Source organism: Pedobacter jaeyakensis, assembly GCF_054461315.1.
The window spans coordinates 3,444,057-3,468,908 of sequence record NZ_CM136921.1 but is presented as its reverse complement, the minus strand read 5'-3'; the positions used below and the strand labels follow the sequence as shown (position 1 = coordinate 3,468,908).

Sequence of the window (24,852 nt, the reverse complement as noted above, 5' to 3'; positions counted from 1 at the left end):
TATGATTTTTCTATGGATAAGCAATTGATAAACATCTTGTATGTGGATGATGAGGTACATAACCTTGTCGCTTTTAAAGCTTCTTTTAGAAGAATATTTAATGTGTTTACCGCCGAATCTGCAAAAGAAGCGATCGAATTATTAAAGACAGAAACATTTCATATTATTGTTTCAGATCAGCGTATGCCGGGCATGACTGGTGTTGAGTTTTTTCAGTCAATCATTCCGGATTATCCTGACCCCATCCGCATCTTGCTCACAGGTTACGCAGATATAAATGCGGTAATTGATGCAATAAATAAAGGTCAGGTTTACCTCTACATTACCAAGCCATGGGAGGATGAAGATTTACGACAAAGCCTTGAAAAAGCTTTTGAAATTTTTTCATTACGTAGAGAGAACAAACGTTTGCTGCAACAGCTTGCCCTGGTAAATGAACAGTTGGAATTCATGTTCAGACAAAAATTAATTTCCTAAAACAATCCTTTTGTCAAATTTATTCATGAAATTACTTATAATTAGCTTTCGAGGTTAAAAAAATTCTTTTGATCTAAGAAAAGCAATATATTTATAAAATACACTAAACACATATGAGTTCTGAAGCATCGATAAATGTTTTATACGTAGATGATGAAGTTCACAACCTGAATTCTTTCAAGGCTGGGTTTAGAAGAATATTTAATGTTTTCGTAGCTGAATCTGCTATTGAAGGTAGAAAAATTCTGGAGACAGAAGACATACAAGTCATCATAACCGATCAGAGAATGCCGGTGACCACTGGCATAGAATTTCTGGAATCCATCATCCCCGATTTTCCGGAGCCGATTCGAATACTATTGACTGGGTATGCGGATATCAAGGCAGTTATCGATGCCATTAATAAAGGGCAGGTTTACAAATACATACAGAAGCCCTGGATGGATGAGGATCTCAGGATTAATATCCAGAAGGCGTATGAAATTTATGCCTTGAGAAAAGAAAACCGGGAACTTACTGAACGACTCCTTTTAGCTAATAAACAACTAGAATATCTCTTGAGGCAAGATCCTCCTAACTAACATTTTTCGTATATTAATTACAAATATGAAGAAATGTGGGCTGGCTTTCTTATTGGTTTTTATTTGTGCGTTTGTAAATCAATCAAAGGCACAGAGCATTTCTAATGAGGGGAGAGATTTTTGGGCGGTTTTTCCCACGCATGACCCTGCAGGAGCTGCTGCAGATTCCGTTAGAAATTTAGCGAAAATTAGGATATACATTACTTCGAAATTTGGAACGGAGGTTTATGTGACCTGTAGAGGTACACCTGTTGAGCGGACCGATGGAAAAAAAACTCCAGTTATACCAGCCAATACGCCAGTTTCTTTCGATGTACCTCGTAGAGACGCTTACATCTCTGAAATGGGAGGTAATCGGCTACTCAGGGGATTAGGTATTCATATAACTGTTCCCGCCGGTAAGCCAAAAATAGCGGTATATGCGCACATCTTTGCAGGGCAACGCTCAGCAGCTTCATTGATTCTACCTATTGAATCATTAGGTCAAGAGTACTATTCTATGAATTTTACTCAAACCATTAATCAAACTGGAACCAATAAAAATTTCCTGGCCTTGGTGGCGGTCGAGCCGAATACTAAATTGAAGCTTCATGTGGCCAATAGTAGCGAGGTTATTGATATTGCCCTTCCAAATGCCGGTGACGTATACGAATACTTACCTGGCGGCACTCAGGACATTACTGGTACTTTTGTTGAGGTAGATCCTACTTCTCCAGATGCTTGTACCAAGAAATTTGCTGCGTTTTCTGGTTCAACTGCTGTAGCTATTGGGTGCCAGGGCGCAGCTAATAATCAGCTGTCAAGAGACCCTCTTTATCAGCAACTTTACCCACCTTCAAGTTGGGGTAAAACCTATGGGATTGTTCCATTCAAGGATCGGAACTATTTATTCAGAGTTGTAGCAGGAGAGGACAACACTGAGGTTAGGGTAAACGGAAATGCAGTTGCAACGCTTCGCAAAGGTGACTATTACCCTAAAACCGAAAATCAGTTCATTCTTAATGGGCCGTCATTTATTTCTTCCAACAAAAACATTAGCGTCGCTGAATACTCTTTAACACAAGTTTGCAGCAGTGCAACAGGGAGTAGTTTGGAAGGAGACCCAGAGATGGTTCTGCTTAATCCCATTGAATTCAATATTAAATCAGTCACTTTATTTTCTTCTAGAGCCCAAAATATAAACAGCAGATTTATCAATGTTTTTATGAAAACATCTGCCCGTAATAGTTTTAGGATCAACGGTCAACAACCGTCAGATGGGAGTAGTTGGGCTGTAATGCCTTTAAACGAAGAGTATTCCTACCGACAAATTCAAATAACAGATACCAGCTCAACTTTAACGGCCAGTGATGGCTTTAATGCAATCGCCTACGGCTTCGGGAGTTTCGAGTCTTACGCGTATTCTGCGGGCACAAATCTGGCTGCGAACAACTATCTGCTTGTGAGCAATACCGTAACCAACATAGACGCACCAAATGCCTGTATAGGCCAAAAGTCTAATTTTAAGATTGTGCTCACGTATAGAGCTACATCCATTAAATGGAATCTGGACGATACCGGAGATATTGAATACACACCGGAGCCTACTGTAATCCAGACTGCTGATGGGCCGAATTATGTTTATATCTACGATGTGCAAAAGACCTTTCCAGAGCTCGGTCAGCATACTATGGTGGTTACTGCGAAGAAACCTAATGACGTTAATTGTCTTGGAAGCGACGTGCCTTATAACTTCACTTTTGAAGTGACACCAATACCCACAGCAAAAATGCTAGTGGATCCTACACCATGTCCAGATACAGAGATTACTTTTACGGATAATAGTAGTGATTCGCATATCACCAATAAACCAGTAGATAAGTGGTTTTGGGATTTTGGCGACGATAGTACGTCAACGGAACAAAACCCCATACACATTTACAGCAAGTCGGGAAAATTCGTGGTTAAATTCTCCGCCGGACTGGAAGATGGTTGTATGTCAGATATCATCACCCAAGAAATTACCGTTAAGCCTAAAATGACAACTCAATTTCAGGTGAGCGCCACTGGATGTGTCAATACCGATCTTTTATTTGCTGATCAAAGCACTATCGAAGCGGGCAGCATTGTCAAGTGGAATTGGGATTTCGGAGATGGAACTACTTCAATATTACAAAATCCCAATCACAAGTTTAAAGCTGACGGCACATACAAGGTTAAACTAATTGTTGAATCATCAGCAGGATGTAAAAGCTTGCCCGTCACCAAGGAGGTCATCATCAATAAACTCCCTGTCGTAGATTTTGAGTTGCCTGACGCCTGTATAAAAGATCCTTTCGCAGTTTTCAGAAACTTAACCGTCGATGCTGATGGCGGAACCAGCGGGCTTACCTACGTTTGGAATTTTAACGATCCAAGTTCAACTCTGGCGAATAATACTTCTACAATTAAGGATGGTTCCCATAAATATACTGCTGCAGGTAATTACAATGTTTCACTTACCGCAACAAATGCAAATGGATGTAGTGTAACCATTAGTAAGGAATTTACCTTAAACGGATCTGACGTTGCTGCATCGTTTACCGTAGCTGATCAAACCAACCTTTGCAGTAACAAAGATATTGTGCTTACAAATACCTCTGTGGTAAATATCGGTAAGGTTACTAAAGTCGTTTTTTACATGGATGCAGTAAATAATCCAACAGTACAATCTATAGTCGACGATAACCCAACTGTTGGCAAGAATTACAACTATAGATACCCTGCTTTTAGCAGCCCTGTAAATAAAACTTTTACCGTAAGGATGATTGCATTTTCCGGAACAGAATGCTTCCAGGAAATCAGCCATACCATCACCGTTAAACCATCTGCCACACTTGTTTTTGATCCAATGCCCCCAGCTTGCTTAACTGCCGGTAGTGTGCAGATTACCCAGGCACGAGAAACTTTGGGCGTCGCCGGTTCTGGTAGTTTTTCTGGCACGGGGGTAAGCCCGTCAGGGTTGTTTGATCCTTTGGTTGCTGGAATAGGTATTCATAACATTACCTATACCTACGCTGCGGCAAATGCCTGTGATGCCAGCATTACCCAGACCATTACCGTCTATCCTTCACCTACGTTAACCACAGCTAACGAGATATTTATCCTTATAGGTGGCCAAAAGCAGGTCACTGCAACGGCGACTGGTAATGGATTAACCTATAAATGGTCTCCCGCAACCGGGCTGAGCAATCCTAATATTCTTAATCCAATTATGCAAGGCGATGATGACAGGGAGTACACCTTAACTGTAACCACTAACCAAGGTTGCTTTGTATCGCAAAAGATACGATTAAAAATTCTGAGGGTAGTGGAGCCTGCTAGTGCTTTTAGTCCTAACGGAGATGGGGTTAATGATACCTGGGGGATCAAATACATAGATTCTTACCCAAATGTATCGGTGGACATCTTTAATAGGTATGGTGCTAAAGTTTACTCGAGTACAGGATACACTAAGCCTTTTGACGGAAATTTCAATAATGAAGCTTTACCTGTCGGAACTTATTACTATATTATCAATCCAAATATAGGAACGAAAAATGTTACCGGTTCGCTAACCATTATCAGATAAATTGAGAGTACGAGCATATATATTTTCATTTTTTCTACTGATTTCAGTAGATCTGTGTGCGCAACAGCGACCTCAGTATACGCAGTATATATTCAATAACTATCTGCTTAACCCAGCATTAAGTGGAATGGAAAACTATACAGACCTTAAATTTGGTTATCGTAAGCAATGGGCAGGCATACAAAATGCTCCTCAGACGACGTTTTTTTCTGCAAATATGGTTCTGGGTGATCAATATCTATGGCGAAATGCCCTCTCTTTACCAGACAAAGGGGATGATCCGATGAGCAGGAACTACATGCAAAACTATACTTCCTCTCCCTCGCATCATGGAGTTGGTGTAGTGGCGGTACTTGATGATGTGGGTCCGCTTTCCAGACTTGATGCAAGTCTTACTTATGCCTATCATCTACAAGTTAACAATTCCTTAAATTTCTCTGTAGGAGTGGCGGCCGGCATTTCAAGGATTGGCTTGGATGTAAATGCCTTAGAATTCGAAAATCAGAATGATCCCGCGATACAAAATACAATAGTAAGTCAAATTAAGCCTGATTTAGGTCTGGGCGTATGGCTATACGGTGCTAACTTCTTTGCAGGAGCATCAGTTCAGCAAATCCTGCCACAAAAACTGAGTTTCACCAGCGATCCAAATTATACTGCAGGTAAGGAAGTACCGCATCTGTTTGTTACTACTGGCTATCGTTTTTTTGTAGCAGAAGACATTGCACTAACACCTTCAATAATGGTTAAAAAGGTTAGTCCGACACCTTTATCCATTGATGCCAATTTAAAAGCGGCTTTTAAAGACCGGTTCTGGGTGGGTGGCAGTTATCGAAGAAATGATTCCTTTTCTGCGTTTGCCGGGGTTAACATCAACAAGACTTTTAACATTACGTACTCCTATGATTTTATTACCTCGCAATTAAATACAGTGAGCAATGGCAGCCATGAAATTGTTCTTGGCATACAGCTTAACAACGTATATCAGGTAATGAGCAACATGAGGATGTGGTAATTGGAATTCCCTGTAACTAAAGCTCTTTACGCAAACGGGCGACCGGGATATTCATCTGCTCCCTGTACTTTGCAACGGTACGTCTCGCAATATTATAGCCTCTGTCTTTCAAGATTTCCGTAAGCTTCTCATCAGCTAAAGGCTTGCGTTTGTCTTCATTGCCAATGCAATCTTCTAATATTTTCTTGACTTCTTTGTTAGAAACCTCTTCGCCACTTTCAGTTTGAATTGCCTCAGAGAAGAAAGATTTGAGAAGGAAAGTTCCAAATTCCGTTTGGACATATTTGGAGTTTGCTACTCTGGATACTGTAGAGATATCCATATCAATCTTATCGGCTATATCCTTTAAAATCATGGGTCTCATTTTCCGTTCATCGCCAGTTAGCAGGTACTCATACTGATACTGCATAATGGCGTTCATGGTTTTTAGCAATGTTTGCTGACGTTGTTTGATGGCATCAATAAACCATTTTGCCGAATCCAGTTTTTGCTTAACAAACTGAACGGCTTCTTTCATTTTTTTGTCTTTTTGAGCAGCCTTATCATAATGATCAAACATATCGATATAGGAGCGGCTTACCCTTAACTCCGGTGCATTCTTAGAATTAAGAGTTAATATTAAAATTCCGTCATTGTTAGAAACGTGGAAATCAGGAATAATCTGTAACTGTTTTGTAGTAACTTGGTTAGAATCGCCTGGCTTAGGATTTAACCTCAATATTTCAGCAATGATTTCTTTCAGATCTTCACTGTTCAAGCCTAAAGCTTTCTCCAGCTTATCGTAATGCTTGCGTGTAAATTCATCAAGGTGATGCTCAACAATCTCTATCGCCTTTAATATGATCAGGTTATTCGGATCTTTGCGCTTTAATTGCAATGTGAGGCACTCCTGAAGATCCCTGGCGGCTATTCCCGGAGGATCAAAACTTTGAATGACTTTAAGCATTTCCAAAACATCCTCTTCCTCTACCATTACGTTCTGAGAAAACGCAAGATCATCGATCATGGAGGTTATTGGCCTGCGCAAGTAACCATCATCGTCTAAACTCCCAATTATTTGTTTGCCAATAATGAAATCGTGGTCTGATAATGGCACCAGGTCCAATTGCTCCTGTAAACTTTCAAAAAATGTACTCTCAATAGCTATCGGAGTTTCCTTTTTTTCTTCATCATCGTCGCTATTATTATAGGAAGTACTATAATCATTTGCGCTATCATCCTGCAAATAATCATCAACATTGAACTCATCCGTATTCTCTTCTTTAGAGCTTGAATCGAAATCGTCCGGACTATCATTTAAATCATCATACTCACTCTTAGGCTCTTCGGCGATCATCAAGCTTGGGTCTTCCAGAGCAGGATTTTCCTCTAATTCTTCTTTGATACGTGTATCTAATGCAACAGTGGGCACTTGCAGCAGCTTTATAAACTGTATTTGCTGAGGAGAAAGCTTTTGAAGTAGTTTTTGTTGTAAGTTTTGTCTAAGCATAGAATGATAAGCGGGTAAAGTAACGACCCGTTTCAAAAATAGGTATTTTCAGTAACATTAATGTAAAAAGCTAATAATTGTCCGTCAAATCACATTTGTGAATAAAATTCAGTAATATTTGTACTACCAAACCTATATACTTTATATATTTGCTTTATGGAACCAATTATCCACAGTATCAGAAGCAAACATACCTGTTGTATGTATTTCTAATATTGAATTGGTTCAAAAACAAAACTAAGGGTTATTTTAGTCGCCAGGCTACTATAACTTAAATAAACAAGACCGAACTTAGATGCAGAGCTTTAGAACAGAGTTAGAGAATCCTATTGTCGAAAAAGATATCATAGATCTTGAGAAAAAGATCAGAGAGTTTCGTGAAGGAAAAATCCATGAAGAGAAATTTAGAAGTCTTAGGCTAGCCCGAGGGGTATATGGTCAAAGACAACCTGGTGTACAAATGGTACGTATCAAGCTTCCTTTTGGTAAAGTTACCTTTAAACAACTATTGCGTATTGCTGATGTTTCCGATGAATATGGAAGCGGCAACCTGCACCTAACTACGAGGCAAGATATCCAGATTCACTATGTGAGTTTAGACCGGACTCCACAACTTTGGGAAGAATTGGAGCGTGACGATATTACCTTAAGAGAAGCTTGTGGTAATACGGTAAGAAACGTGACCTCATCTCCTGATTCCGGGATCAATCCAAATGAAGTATTTGATGTTTCTCCTTATGCCCATGCCTTTTTCACCTATTTCCTAAGAAATCCGATTTGTCAGGAAATGGGCAGAAAGATCAAGTTCTCGTTTTCTTCTGACGAACGTGACACTGCTTATAGCTATATCCATGATCTTGGTTTCATTCCAAAAATCAATGAGCATGGCGAACGTGGTTTTAAGGTAATGATGGCAGGAGGGTTAGGTGCACAACCGTTTTTGGCATCGCCAATATTTGATTTTCTGCACGAAGATCAGATTATTCCTTACGCTGAATCTTTATTAAGGGTTTTCGACCGCTACGGCGAAAGAACCAACAGAAATAAAGCGCGCTTAAAGTATTTAGTTCAAAAATTGGGATTGGATGAAGTATTGCGTTTGGTAGAAGAAGAGCGCATTGCTAATAAATCAAAGTCTTTTAAAATTGACAGGGATACTGTTCCTCAGCCTAAATTACCAGAGCCTGCAAATTATGCGATTTCTGAAGAGTTGATCAACTCCTCAGATTATAAACATTGGAGGGCAACTAATGCGGTCGCGCAAAAGCAGGAAGGTTTCTTTGGTGTTTACATCAAGGTATCTAAAGGCGATATCAAGACAGACCTGGCAAGGGAGTTTGTTGCTGCAATTAGTCCATACGTCGCAGATGAGATCAGGATTACCCAAAACCAGGGCTTGTTGTTGAAGTTTGTTAGAGAGGATGCTTTACCTTCATTATATTCCGCGCTTAAGCCGCTTGGCTTTGCTGTACCGGGTTTTGATAGTATTGCAGATGTAACCACATGTCCGGGTACGGATACTTGTAACCTGGGTATATCCAACAGCATGTCGCTTTCAGTTGCTTTAGAAGATGTGATTTACGAAGAATATCCTGAATTGATCTACGATAAAGATTTGAAGATCAAGATTAGCGGATGTATGAATTCATGCGGACAACACGGATTGGCTCATATTGGTTTCCATGGTAGTTCTGTAAAAGCAAATGGTAAAGTAGTTCCGGCTGTGCAAGTTATGCTTGGTGGCGGTACTGTTGGTAATGGAGAAGGTCGTGTAGCAGAGCGGGTAATCAAAGCGCCTTCTAAACGTGCTACCGATGTGCTAAGAACTTTGTTGAACGACTATGCGGGCATAGCCGAAGAAAAAGAAAGCTTCCATGCGTATTACGACAGACAGGGTAAGGATTATTTCTACCAGTTGTTGAAACCTTTGGCTGATTTAACCAATTTGAAGGATGAAGAATATGTGGATTGGGGGCATGAAGAAACTTTTGTTACTGCAATTGGCGTAGGTGAATGTGCTGGTGTAGTAATTGATTTAGTAGCCACGTTACTTTTAGAAGGTTTTGAGAAACTGGAATGGGCAGAAGCTTCGTATGCAGCCGGAGCCTGGTCTGACGCCATCTACCATACCTATGCTGTTTTTGTAAGTAGTGCTAAAGCGATGTTATTAGACAAAGGCGTAAGCAGCAGCACTCAAATTGGTGTAATCAGGGAATTTGATACCCATTACATTGAAACAGGAGAAATCAATATACCTGGAACTTTTAATGAGCTTGTACTTCAAATTAACAAAAACGAGCCAACTGAAGCCTTTGCAACCAGTTATTTAGCGCAAGTGAAGGATTTTATAGCACAGATTAAAACAAAGAAATCATTATAGTGCCAATTACATTATAGTAGATAAGAGGAGAATAAATAATGATTACTCAACATATCAATAAAAAAGAACCAAGAATTACATTGGTAGGTGCCGGTCCTGGTGATCCTGATTTGATTACCATGAAAGGTGCTAATGCGCTTAAGACAGCCGATGTGGTTTTATATGATGCCCTTGTAAATGAAGGTGTGCTGGATTATGCCAATCCTGATGCCATTAAGGTTTATGTAGGCAAAAGATCTGGAGAGCACTCTTTCGGTCAGGATGCCATCAATAAATTGATGGTTGATTATGCCCTTAACTTTGGTCATGTAGTTAGGTTAAAAGGCGGCGACCCATTTGTTTTCGGCAGGGGATACGAAGAACTTGATTTTGCAGCAGGTTACAGTATTCCTGTTTCCGTTGTGCCAGGTTTATCCAGCTCTATTTCAGTGCCCGGTTTACAACAAATACCAGTAACACACCGCGGCTTAAGTGAAAGCTTCTGGGTAGTAACTGGGACTACATCTTCTGGTAAGATTTCTAACGATCTTTACGAAGCAGCGCAGTCTAAAGCCACTGTAGTGGTGTTAATGGGATTGGGTAAGCTTAAGGAAATTGTGAAGTTGTTCCAGAACGAGGGTAAAGGTTTGCTACCTGTTGCAGCCATCCAAAGTGGCTCTACAGAAAACGAAAAGCTAGCTATTGGCGTAGTGGATACCATAGTAGAGTTGGTAGCCGAAAAAGGTATACAGGCCCCTGCGATATTGATATTCGGACAAGTAGTTTCCTTGCACCCATCTTACCAACCTATCCGTGATTTTTACGCGGCATTAAAAGAAGAGTTGTAGTATTTATGGAGGGCAACCAATTATTTCCTGTCTTCATAAAGCTAAATACCATTAATACTGTGCTTGTTGGTGCAGGTCCTGTAGGATTAGAGAAGTTATCGGCAATGCTAGCTAACAGTCCGCAGGCCAAAATAACGGTTATCGGGATAGCCATCTTGCCAGAACTTCAGATATTGGCAGATGATTATGAAGGCGTTACAGTAGTAAAGAAGGCGTTTGAATCAACAGATTTAGATGGTGCAGATCTGATTGTTGCGGCTACTAATAATGCAGAGCTAAATGATCAGATCAGGGCAATAGCTACTGAACGCAACCTGCTGGCTAACTTTGCAGACAAGCCAGATTTGTGCGACTTCTATTTGGGGTCTGTTGTTAAAAAAGGTGATCTGAAGATCGCAATTTCAACAAATGGGAAATCACCAACTATTGCCAAAAGATTAAAAGAGGTACTGAACGACAGTTTGCCGGCTGAGCTGAACGACACATTACAGCACATGCAAGCCTTAAGAAATACGCTGGATGGAGATTTTGCAGCCAAAGTAAAGCGTTTGAACGAAGTGACTTCATCACTTGTTGAGGTTAAAGAAGAGAAAAAAGTTTCCAGACCTAATATCAAATGGTTGATCTGGCTGGCAATTGTCTTTTCATTTATCATCGTAGTAACCGTATTCTGGCATAAAGAGCCAGAGTTTCAAGTGTACGTTAGCAATATTAATCCTCTGTTTTACTGGTTCTTGCTGGGTGGTTTTGTTTTCTCTATGATTGATGGTGCAATCGGCATGTCGTACGGTGTAACCTCAACATCTTTTTCTCTAGCCATGGGAGTGCCGCCGGCTTCGGCCAGTATGGGAGTTCACCTTTCAGAGATATTGAGCAATGGAATAGCCGGATGGATGCATTACCGATTTGGTAACGTGAATTGGAAGCTATTCAAGCTCCTATTGATACCCGGAATATTGGGTGCTGTAACTGGTGCTTACTTGCTTTCATCATTAGAACATTATAGTAATTATACCAAGCCTTTTGTTTCGTTATACACGCTTATTTTGGGCGGTGTAATTCTATCAAAAGCTTTAAAAATAAAAGCCAAGGGCGCCAGAAAGTCAAAAATCAAAAAGATCTCACTACTTGGCGCATTTGGTGGGTTTATAGACGCCGTAGGCGGAGGTGGCTGGGGCTCAATTGTATTATCCAGCCTTATCGCCGGAGGCCGGAGCCCACGCTTCTCATTAGGTACCGTAAAAATCACCAGGTTCTTTATTGCCTTAATGAGTTCATTAACATTTATCACGATGCTGAACGGTAAACACTGGGAAGCTGTAGGCGGTCTAGTTATTGGCAGTGCTTTGGCATCACCAATAGCAGCAAGGGTTTCCAACAAAATCTCTGCAAAAGCCATCATGCTCTCTGTAGGTGTGATTGTTATTTTGGTAAGTCTGCGCAGCATCATTAACTTTATCCTCAAATTGGTATAACATGAAGGAGCAAATTGCAGCAATAGCAGCGCGGATTAGAGATTTGGATCCTGTAGATGCTTTAAGGTATTTCGCCAATGAGCATGCCGGTAAGATTGTTTTTTCTACCAGCTTTGGCTGGGAAGATCAGGTTATCACGCACATGATTTTTGCGAATGACATCCCCATTAAGGTTTTCACTTTAGAAACCGGCAGGTTGTTTCCAGAAACCTATTATGTATGGAACCGTACGCTGGAAATCTATAAAAAGCCAATCGTTGCTTATCATCCAAAAGCAGATTTGCTGGAAGACATGGTAACTGCCAAAGGTCCTAACAGTTTTTACGAATCGGTAGATAACCGCAAACAGTGTTGTTATATTCGTAAGCTGGAACCATTAAAGCGCGCCATTACTGGCAACCAGTTATGGGTAACTGGCATCAGGTCTGAGCAATCGGTAAACAGGCATGATATGAGCAATTTGGAATGGGATGAAGCCAACCAAATCTTAAAGTATCACCCCATATTTTACTGGTCGCTGGATGATGTTAAGGCCTACATAAAAGCAAATAACATAGTATACAATACATTACATGATAAAGGTTTCCCAAGTATTGGCTGTGCGCCATGTACAAGGGCAGTTAGAGAAGGAGAAGACTTTAGAGCAGGCAGATGGTGGTGGGAAGATCAGTCTAAAAAAGAATGCGGCTTACATGCCACAACGTAATTGCAACAAAACAAATGAGTAAGTATAATTTAGATTATTTAGACGAGTTAGAGGCTGAGGCCATTCACATTTTGCGTGAAGTGGCAGGGCAGTTTGAAAAGCCGGCATTGCTGTTTTCTGGCGGTAAAGATTCCATTACCTTGGTCAGACTGGCCGAAAAGGCATTTAGACCGGGCAAATTCCCTTTTCCACTGGTACATATTGATACTGGTCACAATTTCGAAGAAACCATTACCTACCGGGATGAGATGGTAGCACGCATCGGCGAGAAACTGATTGTTGGCAGCGTACAGGATTCTATCGACCAGGGTAAAGTAGTGGAGCAAAAGGGCAAAAGTGCAAGCAGAAATGCCTTGCAGACAGTTACTTTATTGGATACCATCGCCCTGCATGGCTTTGATGCCTGTATTGGTGGTGCCCGTAGAGACGAAGAGAAGGCAAGGGCTAAGGAGCGTATCTTTTCTGTAAGAGATGAATTCGGGCAGTGGGATCCTAAACGCCAACGGCCTGAGCTTTGGAATATTTACAACGGGAAGATCCATAAAGGAGAAAACGTTAGGGTATTCCCAATCAGCAATTGGACTGAGCTGGATGTTTGGAACTATATTAAAAGAGAGAACATCGCATTGCCATCTATCTATTTTGCGCACAACAGGGACGTGATTACCAGAAACGGTCAGTTAATGGCTGCTTCTCCATTCTTAAATATGGATGAGGACGATATTGTTGAGCACAAAAAAGTAAGGTTCCGTACGGTAGGCGATATGAGCTGCACTGCTGCGGTAGAGTCGGATGCTGATTTGCTGGATGACATCATCGAAGAGATTAGTGCTTCAAAAATTAGTGAACGTGGTGCCCGCATGGACGATAAAGTATCTGAAGCTGCAATGGAAGACCGCAAAAAGGGAGGATATTTCTAATGAATATATTAAAGTTTTTTACAGCCGGTAGCGTTGATGATGGCAAGAGCACATTAATTGGCAGGTTGTTATATGATACAGATTCTATTTTAGCAGATCAGCTGGAAGCCTTACAGCAATCCAATAGGAAAAATGACGATGGCTCTATTGACCTTGCCATTTTAACGGATGGTTTGCGTGCCGAGCGCGAGCAGGGGATTACCATTGATGTAGCTTACAAGTACTTTCAAACTGAGAAACGTAAGTTTATTATTGCTGATACCCCGGGGCATATCCAATACACCAGGAACATGGTTACCGGTGCTTCCACGGCAAAATTGGCTATCATTTTAATCGATTCCCGTAATGGTGTGGTTGAACAAACCATCAGGCATTCTTACCTGGTTTCCTTGTTGGGTATTGAATATGTCGTGGTGTGTTTAAACAAAATGGATATGGTTGGATATAGTGAAACTGTTTACGACTCCATTGTTAGTCAGTATAAAACGCTGGCCGCTGATTTAGGCTTAAAGGAGGTTACTTTTATCCCGGTTAGTGCGCTAAAAGGTGATAACGTAGTTAACGAATCCGAAAATATGCAATGGTACCAGGGAACAAGTTTACTGCACTTCCTGGAAACAGTGGATGTAGAAGTCGGACCTTCGTACAACCTTGCCCGTATGCCGGTGCAATGGGTAGTAAGACCACAAACTGATGAGCTTCATGATTACCGTGGTTATGCTGGTCGAGTTTTAAGTGGTGCATTTAATGTTAATGATAAAGTAACTGTACTCCCTTCAGGCAATAGTTCAGTGATAGAGCGAATAGAAATCTTCGATCAACAACCTGAGATTGCTTACGCTGGTCAGTCGGTAACCCTGCATTTAAAAGATAATATAGACATTAGCAGGGGTGATGTGCTGGTTAATTCTGATCATTTGCCTCAAAGTTCGCAGCTTATTGAAGCAGATCTTTGCTGGATGGACGCAAGACCGCTCGACGAAAGCATAACTTATTTACTGCAGCACAATAGTAAGATTACAAAATGTAAAATTCGCGAGATTGTTTATAAGGTTGACATCAATACCCTGGAGAAGCAAGATGCTTATGATTTTAAGCTAAATGACATTGGTAGGGTGATAGTAAAAACTGCTGACCAGCTTGCATTTGATTTTTATACAGAAAATAAGGCCAATGGCGCTGCCATATTGATTGACGGCAGAACCAATTTAACAGTGGCTGCGTTGATGTTCAGAGCGGTTGCAGATTAAAGTATTTTAATTCTTTCCTTTTTATTTGCATTGTATGCAGTTATACTTAATTTGAGAGAAATTTCGCTGGGTTTATAAGCGGGGATCTCAAATATGGAAATAATACATCTGAGTGCAGAATGTTACCCTATCGCCAAAGTTGGCGGACTGGGGGACGTTGTTGGTGCTTTACCAAAATATCAGAATAAGTTAGGACATGTGGCTAAAGTGGTTATGCCTGCCTACGAGACAAAATTTTTTAGAGAGAATGAGTTTGAAGTTGTTTATGATGGCTGGGGTAAATTAGGTTTTCAGCATTTTTCTGTAAGGATATTTCGAGAGAAAACGAATAAGTTAGGTTACGATTTGTTCCTTGTCCACATTGCGGGATATACAGACAGACCAAATGTTTATGGTTATGCTGATGATACGGAACGTTTTTTAGCTTATCAAATAGGCGTACTGGATTGGATAGCACAATGGGAACATAAGCCGGATGTAATACACTGTCACGATCATCATACTGGTTTGGTTCCGTTTATGACTGCGCATTGTAATAAATACATGCACTTAAATCAGGTTCCTACCATTTTAACTATACATAATGCACAATACCAGGGACAATTTGGATGGGATAAGTTGAATTATCTGCCGCCTTTTGATCTTTGGAAATCAGGGCAGCTGGATTGGAAGGGTGCCATTAATCCATTGGCATCAGCAATAAAATGTGCATGGAGGGTTACAACCGTATCCCCAAGTTATTTAGAAGAGATTAGCTATAATGCTGCTGGTTTAGAATCTTTGTTTGCTCAGGAGCGCGGCAAATCAGTTGGTATACTCAATGGGATAGACAACGAAGTTTGGAATCCGGCAGCAGATCCGATGCTGGAAAAGCAATTTTCCGCAAGAACAGTTGATAATGGAAAAAAAGCAAACAAAGAGGCGCTATGCAATGTTTTTAACCTGGATGCAAACAAGCCCTTGTTTACGTTTATTGGTAGACTGGTGGGCGAAAAGGGAGCAGACCTTTTGCCTGAGATTTTTAACAATGCTTTGTGGCAGCACAAAGGGGAAATAAATATACTGGTTTTGGGTTCCGGAGATCCGCATGTTGAAGCGAGGCTTTCTCACTTAAAGGACGCCTTTCCGGGAAATTACAATGCTTACATTGGCTACAACGAGCAGTTATCACACCAGATTTATGCAGGTGCAGACTTCTTGTTAATGCCAAGTAGAGTTGAGCCTTGCGGGCTTAATCAAATGTATGCATTGCGATATGGTACGATACCAATTGTGAGAAGGATAGGGGGGTTAAAAGATACTGTAGTGGATATTGGCGATGGGGGATTTGGTGTATGTCATGATCAAACAAGTGCATGGGATGTTGGACATGCGATTGGACGTGCGATGGAATTGTATAATGATAAAAGAAAAATAAAAGAAATCCGTAAGTTTATGATGCACATCGATCATTCCTGGGATAGAGCGGCACAAGAATATATTAATCTGTACCAAATATAAACGAGAAATAAAGTATGACTGAAAAAGTATTAGGTGTAATCCTTGGCGGGGGCCAGGGCTCCAGGTTAGCCCCGCTTACACAAACAAGATCAAAGCCAGCGGTTCCTATTGCGGGAAAATATCGCCTTGTGGACATTCCAATTTCCAACTGTCTTAATTCAGGCATACATCGTATGTTCGTATTGACCCAGTTCAACTCGGCATCACTCAACAAGCACATTAAGAATACTTATCATTTTAGTCATTTTAGTTCAGCTTTTGTAGATATTTTAGCTGCTGAGCAAACCCCTGATAACCCGACATGGTTCCAGGGAACTGCAGATGCCGTTAGGCAAACTATGCACCATTTACTGAACCATGAATTTGAATATGTACTGATCTTATCTGGAGATCAATTATACCAAATGGACTTCAATGAAATGGTTAATGCACATATAGAAAGTGGAGTTCAGATTACTCTGGCTACTATTCCTGTAAATGCTAAAGATGCTCCTGAATTTGGAATTTTGAAAGCGAATGAACAGAACATCATTACCTCGTTTATTGAAAAACCGAAAACTGGTTTAGAAGACTGGGCATCAGATACCGGCCCTGAAATGCATGCTGAGGGCCGCGATTACCTGGCGTCAATGGGTATTTATATTTTCAACAGGGATTTATTGATCAAAATCTTTGCTGAGAATGCAGATGAAAAGGATTTTGGGAAGGAGATTATTCCAAGAATGCTCAGAACTTATGATGTATTGAGTTTCCAATATGAGGGTTACTGGACAGATATCGGTAATATTTCCTCGTTCTTTGAGGCCAATTTAGGCTTAACTGACGATATTCCTAAGTTCAATTTGTTTGATCATAACCATAGCATCTTTACACGTGCGAGGATGTTGCCTCCTTCCAAGATATTGGGAACTACTTTAGATAAAACGATTATTGCTGAAGGTTGTATTCTGCAGGCGGAAAGTATCAAACATGCGGTAATTGGTATTAGATCTCGCATTGGTGTGGGTACCCATATCCAGAGTTGCTACATTATGGGAAGCGACAAATACCAGACTTTAGAAGAGATTAAAGAGGATATTGAGGGAGGAAAGCCTATGATCGGCATAGGTGACAGGTGCAAGATATCTAACGCTATTGTTGATAAGAATAGTCGCATCGGTAATGATGTGACGATTATTGGCGGTAATCATTTGGAAGATGGTGATTTTGGACTGTATACGGTTAAGGATGGAATTGTAGTGGTAAAGAAAGGTGCCATTATACCGGACGGCACAGTTGTTTAAAACATAACTGTAGCACCTTAAGTGGGTGTGTTTTTTAGAGGCCCCGGATGATAGTTGAACTATTGTTCGGGGCTTTTCTTTTGATCAATAGCTTATCAGGAAACGGCTAATTGTATTTAAAAACCAATGCAAATGTGGTACGTTCAAATGGTATGGAAGTAACCTCTAAATTGCCATGGTGCATTTTCATGATGTTTCTGGTGATGGTTAGTCCGATACCTGAGCCGTTTTTCCGGGTGGTAAAGAAAGGTACAAATATCTTTTCTAATAATTCGGGCTCAATGCCCTTTCCATTGTCTGTTACTTCAATATGTAGTTTATTGGTGTCTAGCCGGTAGCTAATCTCTATGGCGGGATTTTCTACATCTTCCAAGGCATAAATACTATTGGTCACCAGGTTAATGAGCGCCTGTTCAACTAATTTTAAATCTATTGGAATGCTAATTTTAGAAGAGGTTTGATCTACCCGCATCATGATGTTTCTGCCTTGCGCAAATGGTTGCATCAGGGTTTTGATATGTACCAGCAATTCGCCAATAGTATGGTATTCTAAAACCGGCGTTGGCAACTCAGCAATTAATCTATAGTCTTTAACAAAATCCAGTAATCCTTCTGATCTTCTTTTAATGGTTTGAATGGCGGGCTTAAGGTCGTCCAAATCTTCAGCAGTCAATGTGGTTTTATTGCTGATCATGCTGTTCACCGTGTCTGATAGAGAGCTGATGGGGGTAATAGAGTTTAGAATTTCGTGAGAAATAACGCCGATAAGGCGGTTCCAGGCTTCTGATTCTTTTTGCTCTATCTCGTCTTTAATGTTCTGAAAGGAAATGATGGTATAATTCGTTTGATACAGGTTTAGGGGGATGACCTCTGTAGAAAGCTGTATTAGCTTGTCCTGTATTTTGATTTCAATAAATTTTTTACCGCCCTGGCGTATAGCTGCTATTTCATGTGCAAATTGAGGTAGGTGGTCTACCAATCTGTGCCAGTATTTATATGCTGGTACATTTAAGACGCCTACTGCCGCCTGGTTAATCAACACAATTTCTTTTGCGTCATCTTCTGCTGCACCTCCTTCTTTAATGACAACTACGCCAACGGGAACCTGCTCCAGTATGGTTTTGATGAGCAGGAACATGGAGTCCTTCTCTAGCTGTATGTCTTTGTGAACCTGTATAATATCGTTGAAGGATTCATACAATTCAGGAAAGCTCCCGCTGGTTACTTTATTCCGAAAGTTTAGTGTGCTGTCTCTTGTTTTAACAGCCAGAATAAAACGTTTAATATCTTCCCTAATCTCATTGATGTAATTGTAAAGACTTACTAACGCGCTTAAAAATACCACGGCAACTCCCGATATGGTGAAAGGCAAGTTGGTATGCACTATCAGGTAATAGAGCAAGATGGCCAATAGATTAATGACCAGTAGTCTAAATAGCAAGCGATATGTGAAGCGGTTATAGAACATTACAGGTCAAATTTTTCAATGCGCCTGTAAAGTGCAGCGCGTGTTAGTCCTAGTTCTGCCGCGGCTCTGGAGATATTGCCTTTGTGCTTGTCAATGGCCTTTTGTACCATCATCTTCTCCATTTCTTCCAAGCCCATGTTGTCCTGGAGCGCAGGGGAAGCATTGCTGAATTTTTGCGGACTCAATTGCAAATCGCCAGGTGTAATTTCTGTACCGTCCGACATGATAACTGCCCTTTCTATGACATGCTGCAATTCCCTGATATTACCAGGCCAGTAATAATTGAGCAGCATTTCTTTGGCTTTACTATTAATTGCCAAAAAGTTTTTGTGGTATTTATTGCTGAAGGTATTTAAGAAATGATCTGCCAATTGGATAATGTCTTCGCCACGCTGTGTTAAATTAGGCAACAGCAATTCAACTGTGTTGATGCGGAAAAGTAAGTCCTGCCTAAAGGTTCCTTTGGCAACCATTTCATTTAAAGGCATATTGGTTGCAGTGATCAAACGTACATTGATTTTTCTTTCTTTACTTTCGCCCAATCTGGTTATAGTCCTGTTTTGTATAACGCTGAGTAATTTCGATTGTAAACCCATTGAGAGGTTACCGATCTCATCGAGGAAAATAGTGCCACCTTCGGCGATCTCAAACCGGCCTGGCTTATCTTCTTTTGCGTCGGTAAAAGCACCCTTTGCATATCCAAATAACTCACTTTCAAATAGATTTTCATTTAAAGAGCCCAAATCCACATGCATAAAGATTTGGTTGCGGCGGGGCGACAGTTTGTGAAGTTCGTAAGCGAATACTTGTTTTCCTGTGCCATTCTCGCCGAGAATCAGCACGTTTGCATCCGTTGGACCAACTTTTACAATTACGTTTTGCAGGTGTTTTATAGGCTCAGAAGTACCAATGATGTTTTCAAATTGCCTATTGATGTCCTTTTGTAACGAAGAATGGATCTTTTCCAGCTTCTTAACCTTTTTGTTGGATTGCCTTAACCGCGATGCAGAAGATAGCGTTGCAAACAATTTTTCATTTTCCCAGGGTTTGAGGATAAAATCCGTTGCACCTTTTTTAATGGCCTGTACGGCAAGTTCTACATTACCATAAGCAGTCATCAGAATCACTACATAGTCTTTGTCGATAGATAAGATATGGTTAAGCCAGTAGAGGCCTTCACGCCCATCGCTGACCCCTTTTTGGTAATTCATGTCAAGGAGAATGATATCAATCTCATTATGACTTAATAATACATTAATCTCCTTAGGCGATGTGCAGGTTAGCACCTGTTCAAAATGCTGTTTCAAAAACAGTTTGGCGCTTAGCAAAATGTCCTCATCATCGTCAATAACCAATACAGTTGCATCTATCATAACCAAAAATAATAAAAGTGTTCGGTGATGTACAGGAACTGTCCGATTATGAACATGTTAAATTTATTATTCAATTTATATCATTGACTAACAGCGCTTTAAAATTATTATTTGCGTTGGCACAACGTTGGCATAAGCGAAAATGTAATTGATACACTTAATGGATAAGAAAATTGAACGTAAGAGATTTAATAAAAGAACAATACTGATCATTGTTGGCAGTGTGATATTTATTGCACTTGTAGCCTACGGGTACAAATTGTCTCTAAATAAAGTTTATAAAGCAGATCCTGATAAAATTACAGTGAGTAAAGTAGCCTATGGAGATTTTGAAGATGTGGTATTGTTAAACGCAAGCGTGGTACCGCTAACTTCGGTCATCATCAGTTCACCGGAAGGGGGTACCGTTGCAGAGATCTTTACTGAAAATGGAGCCAGTGTGGTAAAAGGTACTCCGCTGTTGCGGGTTGCCAATCCGAATGCCCTCTCCAGTTATACTTCCAGTGAGACCAGTATTACAGAGCAAATTAACCAGTTGCGTAAATTGCGTTTGGACCTCGAGCAAAATCAACGAGTGATGAGCCAGGATATGATGGAAATTGAGAACAGCTTGAGAACTGCAACAAGGAAGTTTAAAGTGGACAGCACCCTATATTCAAAAAAAGTAATTACGCTGCAAGAGTTTAGTGCTTCAAGTCAGGATTATGAATATTATCAGGACAGAAAAAAGATTTTGAAGCAAGCGGTAAAGCAGGAAAACCAGAGTAGGATTATGCAATTGCAGCAGATCGACTTTTCTATTGGCCGGATGAATGAAAGTTTAGAAACCATAAGGCAGAATATTGAAAACATGACCATAAAGGCACCAGTTGCTGGGAGACTTTCTTCTTATGATCCGATCATCGGTAAATCTTATAATGCCAATGAAATGCTGGGTAAGATTGATGTCTTGCAAGGTTATAAGCTACAAGCAGGCGTAGACGAATACTACATTAACAGGGTAAAAGAAGGACAGACCGCTAATTGTGAGTTTAACGGGAAAACCTACAAGCTTACCGTTAAGAAAGTGATACCGGAAGTTACAGCGGGACAATTTCAAATTGAGTTGACGTTTGAGGGTAAGTCTCCGGATGAATTGCGAAGAGGACTGTCGATGCAAGTGAAGTTGACGCTTTCTGACAACAGCAAATCACTTCTGATTAGTCAGGGTCAGTTTTTTCAAAGCACTGGCGGCTCATGGGTTTTTGTGCTTAAGAATGGCAAGGCTACAAAACGAAATGTAAAAATTGGGCGCAAAAACTATTTATACTATGAAATTTTAGATGGGTTACAAAAAGGTGAAGAGGTAATTACTTCATCATATGATCAGTTTACCCAATATGATATAATTGAAGTTAACAACTAGGCTAAAAAAATAACAATGATAAGAATTGAGAATCTGCAGAAAGTCTACAAAACAGAGGAAATAGAGACTACCGCATTAAATGGTATTAATATGCATGTAAAACAAGGAGAATTTGTGTCCATCATGGGTCCTTCGGGCTGCGGGAAATCTACTTTGTTGAATGTGATGGGACTTTTGGATAAACCCGAAAGTGGAACTTACAAGTTTTTAGAAACAGAATTACTTGGGCTCAACGACAGGCAACGCGCAAATTTCAGGAAGCAGAATATGGGTTTTGTATTCCAAAATTTCAATTTGATTGATGAATTAACGGTGTTCGAGAATATTGAACTTCCATTGATTTATAATAAAGTGCCTTCTGTGGAGCGTAAGCGTTTGGTTAACGAAATCATCGAAAGAATGAACATCGTTAACAGGAGCGGACATTTTCCACAGCAGCTATCTGGGGGTCAGCAGCAACGCGTAGCCGTTGCCAGAGCTTTGGTAACTAAGCCAAAGTTGGTTTTGGCAGATGAGCCTACAGGTAATCTGGACAGTTCTCATGGTAACGAAGTTATGGAATTGCTTTGCGAATTGAATGAGACTGGCACTACCATAGTGATGGTTACCCACTCTTCCCATGATGCGAGTTTTTCTAACAGGATCATCAACCTGAAAGACGGCCATGTCATCTCAGAAAAAGTGAATAAAGGAAGAACTGAAGAACTGATTTAAAAAGATCACTAATGTTTAAATTGAACCTCAAAATCGCTTTGCGAAATCTCTGGAAGCATAAAACCTCATCAATAATTAATGTTGTAGGTTTAGCAATTGGGCTTACTTCGTGTCTTTTATTATTGCTTTATATCTCCTACGAATGGAGTTTTGATAAGCAATTTAAACGGTCAGAAAATGTTTATCAGGTAATGACTAATTTTATAGATGCAAAAGGTAACGTTCAAGCAACTGGAGACGCAACGAGCAATGCAATTGCACAGGTTATTAAACAAGAGATACCAGATGTTAAATTCATAAGCCGCATTAGCAATAATGGGCAACAATTAATTGCAAATGGACAAAACAGTTTTAAAAAAGAGTCAAAATTTGCCGATCCTGATCTCCTTAACATATTTGAGTATGAATTTATAACAGGCAACCCACAAACTGCTCTAAATGCACCAAATTCAGTAGTCTTGACCCAAACCATGGCAAAGCTATTATTTAAAGACGGCGATGCGCTTAATAAATCAATTCGCTATAACAATGAAACAGATCTAAGGGTTACAGGTATTATTAAGGACTTGCCGGCAAATACCTCAAACACTTTTGATTTTTTGATGCCCTGGTCGTTATTTGAAACATTGTCAGACTGGGTTAAAAAGCCCGACTGGGGCAATTACAATTGGCAAACTGTAGTCCGCCTAAATGAGGGAGCAAACATCCCCCTCATCAATTCCAAGGTCAAAGGAATTATAAAACTGAACTCCGCCAATTCAACTGAGGAAACATTTATATACAAACTGTCAGACAGACACCTGTTTGGGAAATTTGAAAATGGAAAGAGCGTTGGAGGTGATATTGAGCGCATCTATTTATTTATTGCCCTTGCCATAGGTATACTTTTCATTGCTTGCATTAACTTCATGAACATGGCTACGGCCAAATCTGAGCGGCGAGCTAAAGAGGTAGGGATTAAAAAAACTATAGGTGCAAGCAGGGCTTCCTTAATTGCCCAATTTCTTATAGAATCGATTTTACTGACTGTAATCAGTGTATTAGCTGCAGTTATATCGGTTGAAATCTTGCTCCCTACATTCAACAATCTGCTGGGTATAAAACTTAACGTAGACCATTACAGTACTAATTATTTGCTTGGCATTACAAGTGTGATTCTGTTAACGGGATTACTAGCAGGAAGCTACCCTGCATTATATCTTTCCTCATTTAACCCTATACAGACCCTTAAAAAAAGAACAATACGGACAAAAGCGATTCCTGTTAGCTTAAGGCAAATATTGGTTGTGGGACAATTTAGCTTTGCAATTGTTTTGATCATTGCTACCCTCGTGATTTACAGACAGGTTAAGTTTATTAGAGATAAGCCTGTTGGGTACGACTTAAACCTATTGGCAGAAATGCCCCAGGATGGAGAGTTGGGGCGAAAGTTTGATACTTTTAAATCAGAACTATTAAAGTCGGGCGCGGTTACAGCCTTGTGCCAGTCATCTGGAAGTCTCTCAAATGCCGGCTCAAGTTTTTGGAATTTTGAATGGCCAGGAATGAGCGAGGCAGATAAACAGGTAATTTTTAATCAAATTGCCACTACCTATGATTTCACCAAAACAAATGGAATTCAAATGGTATCCGGTCGTGACTTCTCAAGGTCCTTCGCTTCAGACTCTGCATCGCTTATGCTGAGCAGCAAGGCCGTGAAAGTAATGGGACTTAAAAATCCTGTCGGCACAAAAGTTAAATATCATGGAAATGACTTCAACGTAGTAGGGGTATTTAAAGATTTTGTTTGGGGTTCTCCATACTTTACTGATAAACCTATGGTAGTTGCTTTTAATAAAGGTTGGGGTGGTCAGATTACGATGCGAATGAATCCGGATAACAGTTTAGCAAAAAACGTTGAATTGATTACACAAGTAACCAAACAATTAAATCCCAACTATCCAGTTGATTTGAAGTTTGTTAACGATTTGTATGCTAAGAAGCTGCAAGGAGAAAAGGTTCTTGGAATATTATCAAACCTTTTTGGCGGACTAGCCATATTCATATCCTGTTTAGGGCTGTTCGGGTTGGCCGCATATAGTGCAGAGCAGCGTACTAAAGAATTTGGGGTACGTAAAGTTCTTGGAGCATCGGTGGCAAGTATTATGCAATTACTATCTGTGTCGTTTATGAAGATGATTTTAGTGGCAATAATAATTGGCGTTCCTATCGCCTGCTATGTGATGAACAAATGGTTGGGGAATTTCGAATTCCGAACTACAATTTCTTGGTGGATTATAGTTACAGCAATATCTGGTACAACTGCTATCGCATTTTTGACGGTGAGTTTTCAGGCTTACAAAGCCGCCATTTCCAATCCTGTTGATGCCTTAAAGTATGAATAACAATATTATAATATAC

General features: G+C 40.3%; 18 protein-coding genes. 15 read left to right on the top strand and 3 right to left on the bottom strand.

Annotation, left to right across the window (positions count from 1 at the left end):
* The first annotated feature begins 12 nt into the window (after positions 1-12).
* The 4 genes from ACXZ1K_RS15435 to ACXZ1K_RS15420 all read left to right on the top strand — a co-directional run bounded on the left by ACXZ1K_RS15435 (position 13) and on the right by ACXZ1K_RS15420 (position 5,662).
* Entirely contained in the window at positions 13-477 is a 465-nt protein-coding gene (locus ACXZ1K_RS15435) for a response regulator (protein ID WP_458970571.1), read from the top strand.
* A 113-nt stretch (positions 478-590) separates the two neighbouring features.
* The gene (locus ACXZ1K_RS15430) at positions 591-1,058 is read left to right on the top strand and encodes a response regulator (RefSeq protein WP_458970570.1); all 468 of its coding nucleotides are present in this window, start codon (positions 591-593) and stop codon (positions 1,056-1,058) included.
* Positions 1,059-1,083: 25 nt separating this feature from the next.
* Positions 1,084-4,647 (top strand): PKD domain-containing protein, encoded by a 3,564-nt coding sequence (locus ACXZ1K_RS15425; protein ID WP_458970569.1) that lies wholly within the window; start codon positions 1,084-1,086, stop codon positions 4,645-4,647.
* Between the two features lies 1 nt (position 4,648).
* The gene (locus ACXZ1K_RS15420) at positions 4,649-5,662 is read left to right on the top strand and encodes a PorP/SprF family type IX secretion system membrane protein (protein WP_458970568.1); all 1,014 of its coding nucleotides are present in this window, start codon (positions 4,649-4,651) and stop codon (positions 5,660-5,662) included.
* Positions 5,663-5,678: 16 nt separating this feature from the next.
* Here ACXZ1K_RS15420 and rpoN read toward each other — a convergent pair whose 3' ends face one another.
* A complete protein-coding gene (rpoN, locus tag ACXZ1K_RS15415; protein ID WP_458970567.1) occupies positions 5,679-7,151 on the bottom strand; it encodes an RNA polymerase factor sigma-54 in 1,473 nt (490 codons plus the stop codon).
* A 295-nt stretch (positions 7,152-7,446) separates the two neighbouring features.
* On the opposite strand from rpoN, the gene ACXZ1K_RS15410 reads away from it, so the two are divergent.
* From ACXZ1K_RS15410 to ACXZ1K_RS15375, 8 genes are all read left to right on the top strand, one after another.
* The gene (locus ACXZ1K_RS15410; protein WP_458970566.1) at positions 7,447-9,531 is read left to right on the top strand and encodes a nitrite reductase; all 2,085 of its coding nucleotides are present in this window, start codon (positions 7,447-7,449) and stop codon (positions 9,529-9,531) included.
* Between the two features lie 38 nt (positions 9,532-9,569).
* On the top strand, positions 9,570-10,358 hold the full coding sequence (gene cobA, locus ACXZ1K_RS15405; RefSeq protein WP_458970565.1) for a uroporphyrinogen-III C-methyltransferase: 789 nt from the start codon (positions 9,570-9,572) through the stop codon (positions 10,356-10,358).
* Positions 10,359-10,363: 5 nt separating this feature from the next.
* Entirely contained in the window at positions 10,364-11,833 is a 1,470-nt protein-coding gene (locus ACXZ1K_RS15400; protein WP_458970564.1) for a TSUP family transporter, read from the top strand.
* A 1-nt stretch (position 11,834) separates the two neighbouring features.
* Positions 11,835-12,539 carry a phosphoadenylyl-sulfate reductase gene (locus tag ACXZ1K_RS15395; protein WP_458970563.1) on the top strand — a complete coding sequence of 235 codons (705 nt, stop codon included), beginning with the start codon at positions 11,835-11,837 and terminating at the stop codon, positions 12,537-12,539.
* Between the two features lie 14 nt (positions 12,540-12,553).
* Positions 12,554-13,459, top strand: coding sequence for a sulfate adenylyltransferase subunit CysD (cysD, locus tag ACXZ1K_RS15390; protein ID WP_458970562.1), 906 nt, complete (start codon positions 12,554-12,556; stop codon positions 13,457-13,459).
* On the top strand, positions 13,459-14,709 hold the full coding sequence (locus ACXZ1K_RS15385; protein ID WP_458970561.1) for a sulfate adenylyltransferase subunit 1: 1,251 nt from the start codon (positions 13,459-13,461) through the stop codon (positions 14,707-14,709). The genes cysD and ACXZ1K_RS15385 overlap by 1 nt, the downstream gene beginning before the upstream one ends.
* Positions 14,710-14,802: 93 nt before the next feature.
* Entirely contained in the window at positions 14,803-16,209 is a 1,407-nt protein-coding gene (locus ACXZ1K_RS15380) for a glycogen synthase (protein WP_458970560.1), read from the top strand.
* Between the two features lie 14 nt (positions 16,210-16,223).
* Positions 16,224-17,492 carry a glucose-1-phosphate adenylyltransferase gene (locus ACXZ1K_RS15375; RefSeq protein WP_458970559.1) on the top strand — a complete coding sequence of 423 codons (1,269 nt, stop codon included), beginning with the start codon at positions 16,224-16,226 and terminating at the stop codon, positions 17,490-17,492.
* A gap of 106 nt (positions 17,493-17,598) precedes the next feature.
* Here the strand turns inward: ACXZ1K_RS15375 and ACXZ1K_RS15370 are convergent, their stop codons facing one another.
* Together ACXZ1K_RS15370 and ACXZ1K_RS15365 are read right to left on the bottom strand one after the other, a co-directional pair.
* Positions 17,599-18,960, bottom strand: coding sequence for a sensor histidine kinase (locus ACXZ1K_RS15370; protein WP_458970558.1), 1,362 nt, complete (start codon positions 18,958-18,960; stop codon positions 17,599-17,601).
* Positions 18,960-20,333: a sigma-54-dependent transcriptional regulator gene (locus ACXZ1K_RS15365; RefSeq protein WP_458970557.1), complete on the bottom strand. Its 1,374-nt coding sequence runs from the start codon at positions 20,331-20,333 to the stop codon at positions 18,960-18,962. Before ACXZ1K_RS15365 ends, ACXZ1K_RS15370 begins: the two co-directional genes overlap by 1 nt.
* Positions 20,334-20,493: 160 nt before the next feature.
* Between ACXZ1K_RS15365 and ACXZ1K_RS15360 the strand changes: the two genes are divergently transcribed.
* From ACXZ1K_RS15360 to ACXZ1K_RS15350, 3 genes are read left to right on the top strand one after another with little or no spacing between them, the layout of a single operon-like run.
* Positions 20,494-21,738 (top strand): efflux RND transporter periplasmic adaptor subunit, encoded by a 1,245-nt coding sequence (locus ACXZ1K_RS15360; RefSeq protein ID WP_458970556.1) that lies wholly within the window; start codon positions 20,494-20,496, stop codon positions 21,736-21,738.
* A gap of 15 nt (positions 21,739-21,753) precedes the next feature.
* A complete protein-coding gene (locus ACXZ1K_RS15355) occupies positions 21,754-22,452 on the top strand; it encodes an ABC transporter ATP-binding protein (RefSeq protein ID WP_458970555.1) in 699 nt (232 codons plus the stop codon).
* An 11-nt stretch (positions 22,453-22,463) separates the two neighbouring features.
* Positions 22,464-24,836 carry an ABC transporter permease gene (locus tag ACXZ1K_RS15350; RefSeq protein ID WP_458970554.1) on the top strand — a complete coding sequence of 791 codons (2,373 nt, stop codon included), beginning with the start codon at positions 22,464-22,466 and terminating at the stop codon, positions 24,834-24,836.
* The last annotated feature ends 16 nt before the right edge of the window (positions 24,837-24,852 follow it).